Raw genomic sequence first — 16,023 nt, forward strand, 5'->3', positions numbered from 1 at the left:
CGACAGATGACGCGCTCGGCGGTTCCCTCAGGGGCCGAACGCGCCATCTGTCGGTCGGATCGGCTCCGTGGGCCGACAGATGACGCGCTCGGCGGTGGTCGGTGGGCGGTGAGCGGTGGTCGGTGGGCGGTGGTCGGTGGGGACGGTGGGCGGACCGCTACAGGTCGTCCGGCCCGAGGCCGGTACGGCCGTCGATCAGCTCGCGGGCGGCGTCCAGGTGGCCCAGGTGCCGGGCGGTCTCCTCGATCATGTGCAGGACGACGGCGCGCAGGTCCGGGACCTGCCCCGGGCCCGCGCCCTCGTGCCGGCCCCGCGGGGGCGTCTCGAGCGGCGTCGTGGCCAGCAGGACGTTCGCCCGCCGGATCTGCTCGCGGTAGAAGGCGAAGACGGCGTCGGGGGACCGGGTCGTGGTGAACGGCCCGCCCGGGTCGGGCGACCCCGGCGAGGGCGGCGGTGGCGCGAGGTCCAGCGCGACCCCCTGGAACCAGTGGCGCTCGGCGAACCCGAGGTGCTCGATCATGCCGAGCGGGGTCCAGCCGGACGGGAGGACGGGCTCGACGAGCTGACGGTCGTCGAGGCCGGAGACGATCTCGAACGCCCGGCCGCGCTGCGCGTCGAGCAGCGCGAGGAGCGCGGCGTCCTGGTCCGTCGCCGCCCGGGTGCCGGTCGTCACGAGAGGTCCTCCGCGAGCCGGCGGTAGTGCGGGGCCAGCTCGGCCCAGCGGCTCCTCCAGTCGCCGGCCGGCCGGTCGGCGAGGTGCGCGGCGAGGTCCTCCACGTGCGCCTGCCAGCCCGCCCCGTGCGCGGCGACCTCGGGCAGGGAGAAGCCCCGCTCCTCGACCACCAGGCGGGTGTGGTCGCCGTCGGCGCTGAGCCAGGCCTCGATGACCGTCTCCTCGGGCTCGCCCGGGCACATGGACAGCACGAGGTGGTGCGGGCGCTCGCAGACGTCGACGCGCCCGGGGCCGTCCCAGCTGCTGGTGAAGCGCGCGTGGAAGGTCCCGCCGAGACGGAGGTCGCCCGTCACCTCGGCGATCCATCGGCTGAGCCGGTCGGGCTCGGTGAGGGCGGTCCACAGGTCCTCGACGTCGGTGGCGTAGCGGTCCTCCATCCGGACCACCCCCGTCCCGTCCGCGGTCCGCAGGCTGCCGATGGTGCGGTGGTTCGTGCGGGTCTCGTCGCTCATGCCGTGCTCCTTCGCTCGTGCTTTCCCCGTGCGACCTCGGTGTGCAGTGCGTCCGCGCGCTGCTCCCACAGCGCCCGGTACCGGCCGAGCCACTCCTCCACCTCGGCGAGCGGCTCGGGGCGGATGCTGTAGACGCGCCACTGCGCGTCGTGGGCCACGTCGACGAGCCCCGCCTCGCGGAGCACCCGCAGGTGGCGTGAGACCCCCGGGCGGGCGATCGGCAGGATCGCGGCCAGCTCGCCGACGGTCGCCGGGCCGGCCAGCAGGGCCTCCATGACGGTCCGCCGGCTCTGGTCGGCCAGGGCCCGCAGTGCAGCTTCCATGGTTTGAATGTACCCGTGCTGGTACGTACCTGTCCAGGTACATGCGAGATCGCGCCGTGCCCGCGCTCCCGCGGCGGGCGTCACCAGCCGCCGGGCGCCAGCACCTTGCGGATCCGCTTCTCGCTGACGGGGCCGTCGGTGCCGAGCTGCTGCGCGAACAGCGAGACGCGCAGCTCCTCGATCTGCCAGCGCACGTCGGCGAGCTCGGCGGCCCGCGCGGCGTCGGGCGGGCCGGCGGCGTACGCGGCGCGCGCCTTCGCGTACGCGTCCTCGACGTCGTGCACCCGCCACGCCAGCTCGGCGTCGCGGTTCGGGTTCGCCGCGGCCCGCTCCACGCGGTACGACGCCGCGCGCAGGTACCGGGTCAGGTGCCGCAGCCGCTCGGGCGGGGTCTCGGCCACGAACCCCACGTCGACCAGCGCGGCGACCTGGTCGCGGACGTCGGTCAGCGCGTTCAGCAGCGCCAGGCTGTTCGCCGAGCGGATCTCGCCCTCCAGCGTCCGGCTCGCGGTCAGAGCGGCGACGACGTGCCCGACGACGGTGTGCACCTCGTCCTCGATCCCGCGGCGGACGCCGTCGCGCGCCGCCCGGTAGGCGTCGGCGTCCGTGATCGTGGCGGCGTCCGCGACGCTCCCCGGGGCGCCCGAGGTCAGCGCCGCCACCGCGGCGAGCTGCAGGTCCGCGACGAGGTCCGCCGTCGTCCGGTACGGGCTCGCGGCGAGGGTCAGCGACTGCGTGCCGCTCCAGCGCGACGTGATGCGCCCGTCGGAGAGCGCGCACTCGGTGACGAGCAGCCGCCGCACGCCCCGCACGTGCTGCGCACCGCGGGTCCGCGCGTCGGCGAGCACCCGCAGCGCGACGCCGGGCCGGCCCTTGGCGTCGGGCTCCTCCACCAGCGCGGGGAACCCCCGCACGACGGTCCCGCCGCCGAGGTCCGTGCTCACCTCGTCGGGCAGCGCGCCCCCGGGCAGCCCCTCGGGCCAGGTCCGCAGCCCTACCTGCTCGGCGACCACGACGTGCGCCGCGCCGCCGGACGGCGCGGCGGAGGCCGGGCCGGCGGCGCGGTCGCCCGGGTCGCGGGGGGTGGCTGGCGACGAGGAGTCGAAGGACGTCGAGGCCGCCTGTTGCGACCGCCGCCCACCGTCGGAAGGTGACGTGGCGGCCAGTCCGAGCCCCTCGGCGGCGGCCGCCCCGGAACCCGAGCTCGACCGAGCCGCCTCGGCGAGCGCGCGGCCGACGGCTCCGCGGACGGCCGTGCGCACGGCGGCCTCGGCCTGCGGTGCGAGCCGGCGCCGGAGCGCGAGGAGGTCCTTGGACTCGTCGAGCGCGATCGTCTCGCCCGCCGCGCCGCGCGGCTCGGTGACGCGGAACGTCATGCGCAGGTGCGCCGGGAGCCGCTCGGCGGCCCCGTCCCACGCGGCGTCGGGCACGACGACGTCCCGCAGCGCCCGGACCGCGCGGGTGAAGGCGGACCGGAACGACTCGGCCATGTCGCCGGCCCGGGCCATGTCCTCCCAGGCGGGCGTGTTCTGGCGCAGCCAGCCGACGACGTCCCGCGCGACGTCGGGCGCGGGCACGAGCTGGACGCGCACGGCCTTGGGCAGGGAGCGGATCGTCGCGGTGGCGAGCTCGTCGAGCAGGCCGGGCACCATCCAGTCGAACCCGTCCGGCGCGACGCGGTTGAGCACCGCCACGGGGATGTGCACTGTCACGCCGTCGGCATCGGTCCCCGGCTGGAACTGGTAGGTGAGCGGCAGGGTCAGGTCGCCCTGCTGCCACGCCTGCGGGAACTGGGAGGTGTCGACCTGCTCGGCCTCGGGCACGAGCTGGTCGAGCGTGAAGGTCAGCAGGTCGGGCGTCTCCCGACGCGCCGTCCGCCACCACCGGTCGAAGTGGGCGGCCGAGACGACGTCGTCGGGCACGCGCTCGTCGTAGAAGTCGAACAGGGCGTCGTCGTCCACGACGAGCCCGCGCCGGCGCGACCGGGCCTCGAGCTCCGCGGCCTCCTCGAGCAGGCGCTGGTTCTCGGCGAAGAACGCGTGGTGCGTCGTCCACTCGCCCTGGACGAGCGCGTGGCGCAGGAACATCTCGCGCGCCGCCTCCGGGTCGACCTTCGCGTACAGGACCTTGCGGTCGCTGACGATCGGGACCCCGTACAGCAGCACCTTCTCGAGCGCCTGGGCGGCGCCGCGCTTCGTGGACCAGTACGGGTCCGAGTACGTGCGCCGGGCGAGCGGGCCGGCGAGGGACTCGGCCCACTCGGGGTCGATGCGCGCGACGTCGCGGCCCCACAGCCGGCTGGTCTCGACGAGCTCGCCCGCCATCACCCACGCCGGCGGCTTCTTCGACAGCGGCGACCCGGGGAAGATCGCGAACCGCGCCCCGCGGGCGCCCAGGTACTCGTTGCGCGCCTGCTTCTTCGCACGCCGCACCGCCTGCTCGCGGGCCGGCCCCTTGAGGTGCGCGAAGCTCGACGCCTTGAGCTCGTTGGTCTCCTGCATGCCGATCTGGGAGAGCAGCCCCGCGAGGATCGAGCGGTGGATGGCGTCGTCGTCCCAGAGGTGGCGCAGCTCGGGCGTCTCGCCGGCCGGGCGGGCCTCTCCCACCGGGCGGGCGGTGCTGCGCTCGGTGGTGTGCGACAGGTCGATGCCCAGCGGGCGCCCCATCTCGCGCAGCTGGCCGACGACGTCCTGCCACTCGCGCACCCGCAGGAAGTTGATCATCTCGGCCTTGCACAGCCGCCGGAACGCCGATGACGACAGCTCGCGCTGCTGCGTGCGCACGTACTCCCAGAGGTTGAGGTAGCTGAGGAAGTCGGAGCGGCCGTCCGCGAACCGGCGGTGCAGCTCGTCGGCGCGCTCGCGCTGCTCCGCGGGACGTTCCCGGGGGTCCTGGATCGACAGGGCGGCGGCGACGATCGCCACCTCCCGGGCCACGCCGTGCTTCGATCCCTCCCAGATCATCCGGGCCAGGCGCGGGTCCATCGGCAGCCGGGCGAGCACCCGCCCGGTCTCCGTCAGGCGCTGGCGCGCGCCGCCGTCGCGGGGAGAGCTCGCCTCCAGCGCGCCGAGCTCGGTGAGGAGCTGGACGCCGTCGCGCACCGCGCGCGTGTCCGGGGGCTCGACGAAGGGGAACTGCGCGACGTCGTCGGGCGTCGCGACGACCCCGACGGCGATCATCTGCAGCAGCACGGACGCGAGCGACGTGCGCAGGATCTCGGGCTCGGTGAACTCGGGGCGGGACTCGAAGTCCTCCTGGGAGTACAGCCGGACCGCGATACCGTCCGCGACGCGCCCGGAGCGCCCGGAGCGCTGGTTCGCGCTGGCCTGGGCGATCGGCTCGATCGGCAGGCGCTGCACCTTCGTGGCCTTGGAGTAGCGCGAGATCCGCGCCGTGCCGGGGTCGATGACGTAGTGGATGCCGGGGACGGTCAGCGACGTCTCGGCGACGTTGGTCGCCAGGACGATGCGTCGCGAGCGGTGCGACTGGAAGACGCGGTGCTGCTCGGCGGCGCTCAGCCGCGAGTACAGGGGCAGGATCTCGACGTGGTCGGGGCGGCGGGCGTCGCGGGCGCGCTCCCCGAGCCAGGACTCCAGCGCGTCCTGGGCGTCGTGGATCTCGCGCTCGCCGGAGAGGAACACGAGGATGTCGCCGGGCCCCTCGGCCATGAGCTCCTGCGCGGCCTCGACGATGCCGGTGACGAGGTCGCGCTCCTCCTTGCGCGCCCGGCCGGTCCCCGCGTCGTCGGGCACGAGCGGGCGGTAGCGGATCTCGACGGGGAACGTGCGGCCGGTGACCTCGATGACCGGTGCGGTGCGGGGCTGCTCACCCCCGGACCTGTCAGACTCTCGCCCCGCCAGGGCGGGGCCGGAGTCTGACAGGTCGGCGGGCGACGGTGCCGGGAGCGGGCCGCCGGGCGCGAAGTGCCGCGCGAAGCGCGCGGAGTCGATCGTCGCCGAGGTGATCACGACCTTGAGGTCGGGGCGCCGCGGCAGCAGCCGGGTGAGGTACCCGAGCAGGAAGTCGATGTTCAGCGAGCGCTCGTGCGCCTCGTCGATGATCAGCGTGTCGTACGCGAGCAGCTCCGGGTCGCGCTGGATCTGCGCGAGCAGGATCCCGTCCGTCATCACCTTGACGAGCGTGCGCTCGGACGACTGGTCCGTGAACCGCACCTGGTAGCCGACGATCTCCCCGAGGGGGACGTCGGAGCTCCCGTAGATCTCCTCGTTGATCCGCTCCGCGACGGAGCGCGCCGCGATCCGCCGCGGCTGCGTGTGCCCGATCTGCCCCTCGCGGCCCCGCCCGAGCTCGAGCGCGATCTTGGGCAGCTGCGTCGTCTTCCCGGACCCCGTCTCGCCGGCGACGATCACGACCTGGTGGTCGCGGATCGCGGCGGCGATGTCCTCGCGCCGCGCGGAGACGGGCAGCTGCTCGGGGTAGACGATCTCGGGGACGACGACGTCCCGCCGCGCCGCCGCGGCCTTCTCCAGCTGGGCGGCGCTCACCCGGGAGCGGGTCCCGCGCCCGTCGGCGGTCCGGGCACCGCGTCCGTCCTCGCGTCCGCCGCCCCGTCGTCCGCGTCCTGCCCGACGTCGGCCCGCGCCGCGCGCGGGTGCCCCGCCCTGGTCGGGGCGTGCGTCGGGACGAGGGTCGGTGCTCACGGTCGTCCATTCTCGCAAGGGGGCGCAAGCGAGATGTCGGGCACCGGGCGATGCGTCGTTCAGCCGGCCTCGGTCTGCCCGCGCAGGGCGTCCAGGTGGTCGGAGAGCTCGGTCAGGCTGCCGGGGACGGGCGTCCCCGAGCCGGCGACCTGGTCGGTCGCGTGGTGCAGCTCGGCCCACGCGGCCTCGAGGGCGACCTGCGCGTCGGCGATCTCGACGGTGGCGCGGCCCAGGAGGTCCTCGGTGGAGCGGGCGGCGTCGGACGCGCTGGTCAGCGCGGTCCCCGCCTGCTCCGAGGCGGCGGCGGCCGACTCGACCGCGCTGGAGACCATCGCGCGCAGGGTCCCGCCGAGGCTGCGCGCGTCGGTGCGCGCAGCGGCGAGGTTCGCGGAGATGGCGTCGGTCTGCGAGCGCGCCGCGGCGATGACCTGGTGGACGGATCCGGTGGTCGCGGCGGAGGTGCCCGCGAAGGGGATCATGGAGGCGATCGCGAAGAGCCCGGCGGCGGCGAACCGTGTCGTGGCGCGCGATCCCGAGGCGCGCTCGGCCCGGGGGCCCGTGCCTCGTGAGGTAGACGTCGATGTCATGTCCGACAGCATGGGCCACCAACCTGGACGGAAACAGGGAGCTGGATCTCAGGACCGCGCGTCCTGGACCTCCGTGCTCAGCTCGTCGACCTGGCCGTGCAGGTCGTCCAGCCGGTCACCGAGCCCGGGGTCGGCGTCGGCCGCGCCCTCGCGGACCTCGTCGAGCCGCGCGTCGGCGGAGTCGAGGGCGTCCTGGGCGTCGGCGAGCCGCTGCTCGGCGTCCGCGCGGGCGTCGCCCGTCGCCCCCTGGAGGTCGTCGAGCGCCGTCTGCGCCTGCTCCGCCGCGGTCTGGGCGTCGTCGACGGCGGTCTGGGTGCGGTCCCGGAGGTCGTCGGGCAGCGTGCCCAGCCGGTCCGCGAGGTCCTGCGCGGAGTCGGTGATGTCGGAGACCTGGCTCTTCGCGTCGTCGAGCGCGGACTGCAGCCCGGACCCGTCGGGCAGGTCGTCCGTCGAGCAGCCTGCGGTGGCGAGGACGCCGAGGCTCAGGGGCACGGCGAGGGCCAGGGCGGTGACCGGGCGGACCGGCCTCCGGGGACGGCGGGAGGTGGAGTACATTCCGACATCGTCGCACCGTCGCGTCGGTCACCGGGAGCCCCCTGTTGCCGGACGAGCCCGGCCGGGGTGAACTCGTGCGGAGCCGCACGTGACGTCTGGCACATTCGCCGCGAGAGGCGCACGCTGGTAACCGGGTCGACCAGGAGGAGTTCGGTTGGAGGCACGACCGGTGAGCAGCGAGCAGGAACGAGCCGCCCGCCGCCGCGCACGACTGCGCCGCGCGTCCGTGGGCGTCGTCGGTGCGTTCGGCGCCGCGACGGTCCTCGTGGGTGCCTCCGGCGTGTCCGGCGTGGGCTCCGACGACGTGAGCCGCTGGATCCGGGCGGTCGACCACCCGACCACCGGTGCGGCACCCGCGGGCGCGCTGGGCGGTGCCGTGGGAGGCGCCCGCCCCGTGTCCATGAGCGGTGTGCCTGCCGGGGCGTTCTCGGCCGGCGGTACCCGTGCGCAGGCGGTCGCGGACGAGACGCCCGACGCGGTCCAGCGCCCGCTCGACCGTGCAGCGGTCCTCGCGATCCTCCAGGCGTCGCAGGACGCCGAGCAGGCCGCGCGCGCGGCCGCCGACGACGCCGCGGCAGCCGTCGCGCAGACCCCGACCGGGCCGGTCGCCGGGGTGCCCGGTGCGGGCGAGGGTGCGGCGGGATCGCCGGGCGTGACCTCGCCGGGCGTGACCTCGCCGGGCGGGACGACGCCGTCGTCCCCCTCCGGCCTGGCCGCGCCGACCGGCAAGGAGCCGCAGGCGCCCGTGGTGAGCGCGCCGGGCGGCACGAGCCCTGACTCGCCCGCGCCGGCCGCGACGCTTGCTCCCGCTGCCTCGCCCGCCGTGACGCCCGCGCCGGACGCGAGCCCTGCGCCCGACGCCGGCACCGTGCCGTCGGCGGAGCCCTCCGCGACGCCGTCCGGCGCTCCGCAGCCCGCCGGCGGCGCCGGTACCGGCGCCACGGGCACGGGTGTCGCCGCGTCCGCCGGAGCGACCACCGGCGTCGACCCCTCGGTCGACCCCTCCGCGGGAGCGGGCGGGAGCACGCAGGCCGGTGGCACCGCCGGCGCGGCGGGCGCCGGTGCGTCGGCCGGCGTCACGGTGACGCCCGACGGCGCGTCCTCGCAGACGGCCACGCCGTCGCCGCTCGCGCAGCCCCTCGCCGAGCTCGCCATGCTCCTGGCGACCTGGGACGCGCAGCAGGCGGCCCACCCCGAGGGCGACGGCACCCGGACGACCGGGGCGCAGCGCGGCCTGCAGATCGATCAGCGCCCGACGACGTCGCTCGTCGCGCCCCAGGTGCTGTCCGCGCCCGAGCTGCGGCCGCCGACGCTCGTCGGGCCCGGACAGGTCGAGACCGAGGCTGCCGGGGACGTGACCCCCGACGCCCTGGACGCGACCACCACGGCGACGGACGACGTGGACGTCGACGGCGCCGCGACGACCGGCGACGCGTTGGCGGGGACCGAGCCGGAGCCGAGCCCGACGCCGACGCCCGAGCAAGGCCTCGCGAGCGCGACCGACGGTGCAGGCGCGAGCGGGGCAGCAGCCGACGGCGCGGGCGCCGCGGAGACAGGCGTCACCGGCGCGGGAGCCGGTGCCGACGTCGGCGTGTCCGAGACCGGCTCGGAGGACCCCGCCGCGGTCCCGGAGGCCGATGCGGCCCCGCCCCCGGGGGACTCCGGAAGCGACGGGGCGGCGACCGCCGACGGTTCGACGAGCACCGACGGTTCCGCGCCGGCCGACGACGAACGTGCCGGCGTCGAGCAGGAGAAGGTCACCTGGGCCGACGTCGAGGCAGCCGCCCGGCGCCTCGCGTACATGCTCGAGCTCGGTGGCGCGGACGTCCCCGTGTCGGTGCAGCCGCGGCCCTCGGCGGGCCTCGTGCTCCCCGACGGCACGGTGCTGGCCGCCGGGACCGTGCTCGCGGACGGGACCGTGGTCACGGGCGGCAACCCGTTGCTCGACCAGCTGCGCACCGTCGTCGGGCGCTACGCGAGCACCAGCGCCGGGTACAAGAACGGGGAGCTGCCCGCCTCGGTGCTCTGCCCCATCTCGTTCGCGCCCGGGCAGTCGCTGCGGTGCGACGCCGCGGACCGCTTCGTCGCGATGTCGGCCGCGTTCGAGAGCGTGTTCGGGCACCAGATCGGCATCACCGACTCCTACCGGTCCTACGCCGCTCAGGTCGCCGTGCGGGCCGCGAAGCCGGCGCTCGCCGCGATCCCGGGCACGTCGCACCACGGGTGGGGCCTGGCGCTCGACCTCGCCGCGCCGATCTCGAGCGGGACGAGCGCCGAGTACCGCTGGCTGCGGCAGAACGGGCCGCTCTACGGCTGGGACAACCCCACGTGGGCGCGGGCCGACGGCTCGAAGCCGGAGCCGTGGCACTTCGAGTTCTTCGGCGGCGAGCTGACGCCGGGGCAGATCGAGACGGTGATCCCGTGGTCGGGCGGCGGGGGTACGGCCGGCCTGTGGTCGGCCGGCGGCGGCAGCCTCCTGAGCGGCGCCGGCACGGCCGGTGGAGCGCCGGGCCCGACGACGGGCGCCGGGGCGTCGCACGGGAGCACGCACGCGAGCGCGGCGAAGCCGAAGGCGACAGCGAAGCCGAAGCCGGGTCCGGAGCCCACGCCGTCGGCGACGACGAAGCCGAAGCCGAAGCCGGCGCCTTCTCCCACGCCGACGCCGAAGCCGACGCCGTCGTCCGACGCCGCCGCGCAGCTGAAGGCGCTGAAGGCCGCGGCGGCGAAGGCGGCGGCAGCGGCGGACACGGCGAGCGCGGCTGCCGCGGCGGAGGCGAAGACGTACGACGCGGCGACGGCGGACGCAGCGGCGAAGGCCGACGCGGCCGAGAAGGCGGACGCCGAGGCGGCGGACGCGCAGGTCACGGCGGACGCGGCCGAGAAGGCGCGAGCCGACGCCGCGGATGCGGCGGCTGCGGCCGACGCCGCCGCTGCCGATGCGGACGCGGCGGCGGAGGCAGACCCTGCCGACGAGGCCGCCGCAGCGGCGGCGAAGACTGCGGCGGCCGCGGCGGCGCAGGCGCACTCGGAGGCTGACGCGGCAGCGGACAAGGCGGCCGGGGCCGAGGCGGACGCCGACGCGGCGGCTGCCGACGCGGCCGATGCCGGGAAGGCCGCGGCGGACGCGAAGGCGAAGGCCGACGCGGCGAAGAAGGCGGCGGACGCGGCGAAGGCGAAGGCCGACGCGGCGAAGAAGGCGTCCGCGGCGGCGAAGGCCAAGGTCGACGCGGCGACGTAGGCAGAGGTCGGGGAGCAGGTCGGCGAGAAGCAGGCCCGTGTCGGACGCGACGCCTACGGTGGTCCCATGAGCGAACGCCGCGTCACCGACGCCCTCGACGCCACGGGCATCGGCTACACGGTGACCCGGCACGAGCCGGCCGGCTCCCTGGCAGAGGCTGCCCGGGCTCGCGGGGTGGGGGCGGGAGACCTGCTCAAGACGCTCGTCGTGCGCCGCGGCGAGGACGACTTCCTGCTCGTGCTGGTCCCGGGGGACCGGACCATCGCGTGGCCCAGGCTGCGCGCGCTGCTCGGCGTCACCCGCCTCTCGATGCCGGACGCGGCGGTTGCTCGCGACGTCACCGGCTACGAGCGCGGCACCATCACGCCGTTCGGTGCGCTGCGCGCGTGGCCCGTCGTGGCCGACGAGCGGGCCGCTGCGCCGCGGCGCACGGTCTCGCTCGGAGGCGGTGCGCACGGTGTCGGTGTGAGCGTCGACAACGACGATCTCGTGCGCGTGCTGGGCGCCACGGTCGCGGACGTGACCGATCCCGCCTGACCCCGACGGCCCTCCCCGCCGAGGCCGCCGCGAGAGCCCGCGGCGACGCGCCCGACGGCGTGAGCGCCGGCAGAGCCTTGCGTGTCACCCCTCGAGATGGAAAACTTTTGACCCGACCCACCGGGACTCCCCGGGAATTTGAATGGAGCACGACTCAGCCATGACTGATCAGCCGCTCGAGGGCGGTATCGAGACATCGACGATCGACGGCGAGACCGTAGTGACCATGTGGGGCGCCGTCGACGCCGCCCTCCGCGCCGCCGCGAGCGAGGCGATGACCTATCTCGCCTCCCACGAGGGGCCCGTGGTGTTCGACGTCGCCCGGGTGACCTTCATCGACTCCTCCGGTCTCGCGTTCGTCCTGCAGGGGTACATGCTCGGCAAGGAGGCGGGCACGCCCGTCACGCTGCGCGACCCGGGCCCCGAGGTCCTGCGGGTCCTCGAGATGATCGGCATGGCCGACACGATCCCGGTGGTCCGGACCGCAGGGAGCGCCGCCCGCTGACTGTCGGAGGCTGCCGCTAGGTTCGACGCATGCGCATCCTCCACACGTCCGACTGGCACCTGGGCCGCGGCCTGCACGGGGTGGACCTGCTGGACCACCAGGCGGCGCACCTCGACCACCTCGTCGAGCTGGCTGCGGCGGAGCGCGTCGACGCGGTGCTCGTCGCGGGCGACGTCTACGACCGCGCGCTGCCGCCCGTCGAGGCGGTCACGCTCCTGTCGGAGTCGGTGCGCCGGCTCGCGGAGCGCAGCGCCGTCGTCCTGACGCCCGGCAACCACGACTCGGCGGTGCGCCTCGGCTTCGGTGCGGCTCTCATGCGCGAGGGCGTCCACATCCGCGCCCGGGTCGCCGGCGTCGGCACGCCCGTCGAGGTCCCCGCCCGCGGCGACGGGCCCTCCGTGCTGGTCTACGCGCTGCCCTACCTCGACCCGGACGCCTGCCGGGTGGCGCTGGCGGACGACGCGGCAGCGCCGCTGCCCCGCTCGCACGACGCGGTCGCGTCCGCAGCGCTGGACCGGGTCTCGGCAGACCTGCGCGGCCGCCGCGGCGGCGGCCTCGCCCGGCGCGGACCGGCCGACGCGCGCGCCGTGGTCATGGCGCACGCCTTCGTCGTCGGCGGGGTCGCGTCGGACTCCGAGCGGGACATCCGGGTCGGCGGCGTCGACTCGGTGCCGGCGGGCGTGCTCGCCGGCCGCGGGCTCGACTACGTGGCGCTCGGCCACCTGCACGGGCCCCAGCGCGTGACGGTCCCGGGCCGCGCGCCGGGGGACGAGGCCGACGGCGCCGCGCCGCCGCTCGCCCGGTACTCCGGCTCGCCGCTCGCGTACTCCTTCTCGGAGATGCACCAGCACAAGTCCACGGTGCTGCTCGACACCGAGGCGCCCGCCGACGCGCGCGTCACGCTCGTCGACGCGCCGGTGCCGCGGAGGCTCGCCGAGCTGACCGGCCCGCTCGCCGACATCCTCGGCGCCGCGGGGGACGCTCACGTCGACGACTGGCTCCGGGTGGTCGTCACCGACCCGGCCCGTCCGTCCGAGCTGGTCGCCAGGGTCCGTGCGCGGTTCCCCCACGCTCTCCAGATCAAGCACGCCCCGGCCCAGCCGGTCGAGCGGGAGCGGATCGCCCTCGTCGCCGCGTCGACGGACCCGCTCGCCGTCGCGCGGGACTTCGTCGAGCACGTGGCGGGCGCGCCGCCGTCGTCGGCCGAGCAGGACGTGCTCCGCGCGGCCCTCGAGGGCGCCCTCGCGACGGAGCGGAGCGCCTGATGTACCTGCACTCCCTGACGCTGCAGGCGATCGGGCCGTTCCCCGGGCGGCACCGGATCGACTTCGCGGAGCTCGGTGCCTCCGGGATCTTCCTCCTCGAGGGGCCCACGGGCGCGGGCAAGTCGACGCTCATCGACGCGATCGTCTTCGCCCTGTACGGCACGGTGGCCTCCGAGTCGTCGAGCTCGAAGCGGCTGCGCTCCGCCCATGCCGGTCCGGAGGAGGAGTCGTTCGTCGACCTCGTGTTCGAGACCGGCTCCGGGGTCTATCGGGTGCGCCGGACCCCGGAGTACCAGCGGCCCAAGAAGCGCGGCTCCGGGACCACCACCCAGCAGGCCGGGGTGCGGCTGTGGCGGCTGTCCGCGGTCCCCGAGCCGGGCGTGGACGACGCCGCGACCGCCGACGCCCTCGACGGGCTCGGGGACCTGCTCTCCGCCCGGCTCGACGAGGCGGGCGGAGAGATCGAGAGAGCCGTCGGGCTCGACCGCCGCCAGTTCGTGCAGACGGTGGTGCTGCCGCAGGGAGAGTTCGCGAGCTTCCTGCGCGCCGATCCCGAGGCCCGGCGTGGCCTGCTGCAGCGGGTGTTCGGCACCGAGGTCTACGAGCGGGTCCAGGCACAGCTCGCGGAGATGAGCCGTGCGGCGCGTGGCGCCGTCACGGACGCCCGCGGCGGTGTCCGCAGGGCCGCCGAGCAGCTCGTGGGCGCCGCCGGCCTGCCGCCCGAGCAGGGTCAGGCCGTGCGCGACGCCGCGGGGTCGGACGCCGAGGCCGAGCCCGACGGGCTGACGCAGCTCGCCGACGAGCACGTCTCCGCGCTGCGCGCCGAGGCCGACGGACTCGAGGCGGACGAGCTCGACGCCAACGCCGTCCTCCTCACCGCGCGCGAGCGCCTCGACGCGGAGCGCGCCGTGCTGGGCGCGATCGAGCGGCGCGCGGCGCTGGTCGCGGAGCGTGCGGAGCTCGCCGCCCGGGCCGGCGACGTCGACGCGGGGCGCGCGCGGCTGCGCGACGCCGCGCGCGCGGCAGTCGTCGAACCGGTCGAGCGGCGTGCCCGCCGGGCGCGCGGCGAGCTCGCCGCGGCCACCGAGCGGCGCGGGCTCGCGCGCGTCGGCCTGCCGGAGTCCGTGGTCTGCGCCGGTGAGTCCGAGCTGCTCACGGTCCGGTCCGCGGTCGCCGACGCGGCGGCACGCCTGGCCGCCCTGCGCCCTGTCGGTGCGCGGATCCCGGGCCGGGAGGCTGAGCTCGCCGACGCGCGCAAGGAGGTCGAGCGGCTCGCCGCCGAGCACGGCCTGCTGGGCGGCGAGGTCGAGGCCCGGCCCGGGCTGCGCGCTGCGCTGCTCGCACGTCGCGACGCCTCCGCCCAGGAGGCAGCGGCCCTCGGCGTCCGCCAGGAGCAGGTGCTGCGCGCCCGCGCGGTCCTGAAGGCCGCCCAGGGCGTCGAGGCGACGGAGGCCGGGCTCGTGTCGGCACGCGCCGCCCGGTCGGACGCGGTCGCGCGCGCCGGGGCAGCCGTCGACGCCGAGCGCACGGCGCGGCGGGCACGCATCGCTGGCATGGCCGGAGAGATCGCGGCGACGCTCGAGGACGGCTCGCCGTGCGCGGTCTGCGGCTCGCCCGAGCACCCGGCGCCCGCCGACCCCACCGGGTCGGTCACCGTCGAGGACGTCGAGGGCGCCGAGCGCTCGCGGGTCGCCGCGGAGGCCTCGCTCGCCACCGCGGGATCAGCCGTGGAGGTGCTCGAGGAACGGCTCGATGCGCTCCGCCGCACCGCAGAGGGCCACGGCGCGGTCGATGCCGAGGAGCGGCTGGACGCCGCCGAGCTCGCCGTCCGGCTCGCGACCGACGCCGTCGAGGCGCACGTCGCCGCCGAGCGCGAGCTCGAGGACTTCGACGAGGACTCCGTGCGGCTCACCGAGCGCGTCGGGGAGCTCGCCACGACGCTGGCCGCGGAGCGGTCCCGGGTCGAGGCCCTGGACCGCGCGCTGGCGCAGGACCGCGGCCAGGTCGCCGGGGAGGTCGCCGCGGCGGTGCGCATCCTCGACGACGTCTCGGAGGAGCGCCATCGCGAGGAGTCCGGCCGCGAGGAGTCCCCTCGCGGGGATGTCGGCCCCGGGCGGACCGGAGCGGGCTCGCCCGCGAACCCGGTGACCGTTGTCGAGGACGCCCTGCGCGAGCGCTCGCGCTCGCTGGACGAGCTCGCCGCCGCGACGGTCGCGGTCGCCGCGGCGGAGCGGTCGTGCGCGCAGTGCGCGGAGGACGTCGAGCGGGTGCTCGCGGACACGGGCTTCGCCGAGGTCGCCCACGCGATGGACGCCGTCGTCCCCGAGGAGGACCACGCCGCGCTCGAGCGGACCGTGCGGACCCATGACGCCGCGGTCGCGCGCGTCGAGTCGGGGCTCGCCGAGCCTGTGATCGCGGCCCTCGCGCAGGACGCCGGCGCCGACGTGGATGCCGCCCGCGCGGTCGTCGCGGAGGCGGAGTCGGTGGCGCGGACGGTCGCCCGCCGGCTCGAGGGCGTCCGGGTACGGCTCGCCGGCGCGGCCGCGTCCGCCGCGGCGATCCGCGACGCGATCGGCGCGTGGGAGGCCGCCCGCCTCGCGGCGGCACCGGTCTCGCGGATGGCGGCGCTCGCCGCGGGCACCTCCGGGGACAACGCGCACGCGCTCACGCTCGCCACGTTCGTCCTGGTCCGCCGCTTCGAGGAGGTCGTCGCCGCTGCGAACGGGCGGCTCGCCGAGATGTCCGACGGCCGGTACGAGCTGGTCCGCAGCGACACCCGCGAGGACGTCCGCACCCGCCGCACGGGCCTCGCCATGCGGGTCGTGGACCACGTCACCGAGCAGTCGCGCGACCCACGCACGCTCTCCGGCGGCGAGACGTTCTACGTCTCGCTTTGTCTCGCCCTCGGCATGGCCGACGTGGTCACCGCGGAGGCCGGCGGCGTGGACCTCGGGACGCTGTTCGTCGACGAGGGCTTCGGCAGCCTCGACCCGCAGACGCTCGAGGCCGTGCTCGCCGAGCTGGGACGCCTGCGCGACGGCGGCCGGGTCATCGGCGTCGTCTCCCACGTGGACGCGCTCAAGCAGTCGATCGCCGAGCGCATCGAGGTGCGGCGGCTGCCGTCCGGCGCGAGCACCCTGCACGTGCGGGCGTGAGCGGTCGCGGGC

The 16,023-nt window shown here is 76.4% G+C and carries 11 protein-coding genes; 5 read left to right on the forward strand and 6 right to left on the reverse strand.

Annotation, left to right across the window (positions count from 1 at the left end; all coding sequences use genetic code 11):
* Positions 1 to 157: 157 nt before the first annotated feature.
* From EDF32_RS13095 to EDF32_RS13120, 6 genes are all read right to left on the reverse strand, one after another.
* Positions 158 to 673, reverse strand: a complete 516-nt coding sequence (locus tag EDF32_RS13095; RefSeq protein ID WP_199734939.1) for a DUF664 domain-containing protein — start codon at positions 671 to 673, stop codon at positions 158 to 160.
* Positions 670 to 1,185 carry an SRPBCC family protein gene (locus EDF32_RS13100; protein ID WP_123309005.1) on the reverse strand — a complete coding sequence of 172 codons (516 nt, stop codon included), beginning with the start codon at positions 1,183 to 1,185 and terminating at the stop codon, positions 670 to 672. The genes EDF32_RS13095 and EDF32_RS13100 overlap by 4 nt, the downstream gene beginning before the upstream one ends.
* A complete protein-coding gene (locus EDF32_RS13105; protein ID WP_123309006.1) occupies positions 1,182 to 1,508 on the reverse strand; it encodes a helix-turn-helix transcriptional regulator in 327 nt (108 codons plus the stop codon). Before EDF32_RS13105 ends, EDF32_RS13100 begins: the two co-directional genes overlap by 4 nt.
* A gap of 80 nt (positions 1,509 to 1,588) precedes the next feature.
* The gene (gene hrpA, locus EDF32_RS13110; protein WP_370449990.1) at positions 1,589 to 6,013 is read right to left on the reverse strand and encodes an ATP-dependent RNA helicase HrpA; all 4,425 of its coding nucleotides are present in this window, start codon (positions 6,011 to 6,013) and stop codon (positions 1,589 to 1,591) included.
* Between the two features lie 215 nt (positions 6,014 to 6,228).
* Positions 6,229 to 6,756, reverse strand: a complete 528-nt coding sequence (locus EDF32_RS13115; protein WP_148061608.1) for a hypothetical protein — start codon at positions 6,754 to 6,756, stop codon at positions 6,229 to 6,231.
* Between the two features lie 48 nt (positions 6,757 to 6,804).
* The gene (locus tag EDF32_RS13120) at positions 6,805 to 7,311 is read right to left on the reverse strand and encodes a hypothetical protein (RefSeq protein WP_123309008.1); all 507 of its coding nucleotides are present in this window, start codon (positions 7,309 to 7,311) and stop codon (positions 6,805 to 6,807) included.
* Between the two features lie 169 nt (positions 7,312 to 7,480).
* Between EDF32_RS13120 and EDF32_RS14625 the strand changes: the two genes are divergently transcribed.
* From EDF32_RS14625 to EDF32_RS13145, 5 genes are all read left to right on the forward strand, one after another.
* Entirely contained in the window at positions 7,481 to 10,549 is a 3,069-nt protein-coding gene (locus EDF32_RS14625) for a D-alanyl-D-alanine carboxypeptidase family protein (protein ID WP_158614102.1), read from the forward strand.
* 66 nt (positions 10,550 to 10,615) lie between these two features.
* Positions 10,616 to 11,086, forward strand: a complete 471-nt coding sequence (locus EDF32_RS13130) for an aminoacyl-tRNA deacylase (protein ID WP_123309009.1) — start codon at positions 10,616 to 10,618, stop codon at positions 11,084 to 11,086.
* Between the two features lie 160 nt (positions 11,087 to 11,246).
* Positions 11,247 to 11,591 carry an STAS domain-containing protein gene (locus tag EDF32_RS13135; protein ID WP_123309010.1) on the forward strand — a complete coding sequence of 115 codons (345 nt, stop codon included), beginning with the start codon at positions 11,247 to 11,249 and terminating at the stop codon, positions 11,589 to 11,591.
* Positions 11,592 to 11,620: 29 nt separating this feature from the next.
* Positions 11,621 to 12,856, forward strand: a complete 1,236-nt coding sequence (locus tag EDF32_RS13140; RefSeq protein WP_123309011.1) for an exonuclease SbcCD subunit D — start codon at positions 11,621 to 11,623, stop codon at positions 12,854 to 12,856.
* A complete protein-coding gene (locus tag EDF32_RS13145; protein WP_123309012.1) occupies positions 12,856 to 16,011 on the forward strand; it encodes an AAA family ATPase in 3,156 nt (1,051 codons plus the stop codon). The genes EDF32_RS13140 and EDF32_RS13145 overlap by 1 nt, the downstream gene beginning before the upstream one ends.
* The last annotated feature ends 12 nt before the right edge of the window (positions 16,012 to 16,023 follow it).

It is taken from the genome of Cellulomonas sp. PhB143, assembly GCF_003752595.1.
Classification (GTDB): domain Bacteria; phylum Actinomycetota; class Actinomycetes; order Actinomycetales; family Cellulomonadaceae; genus Paraoerskovia.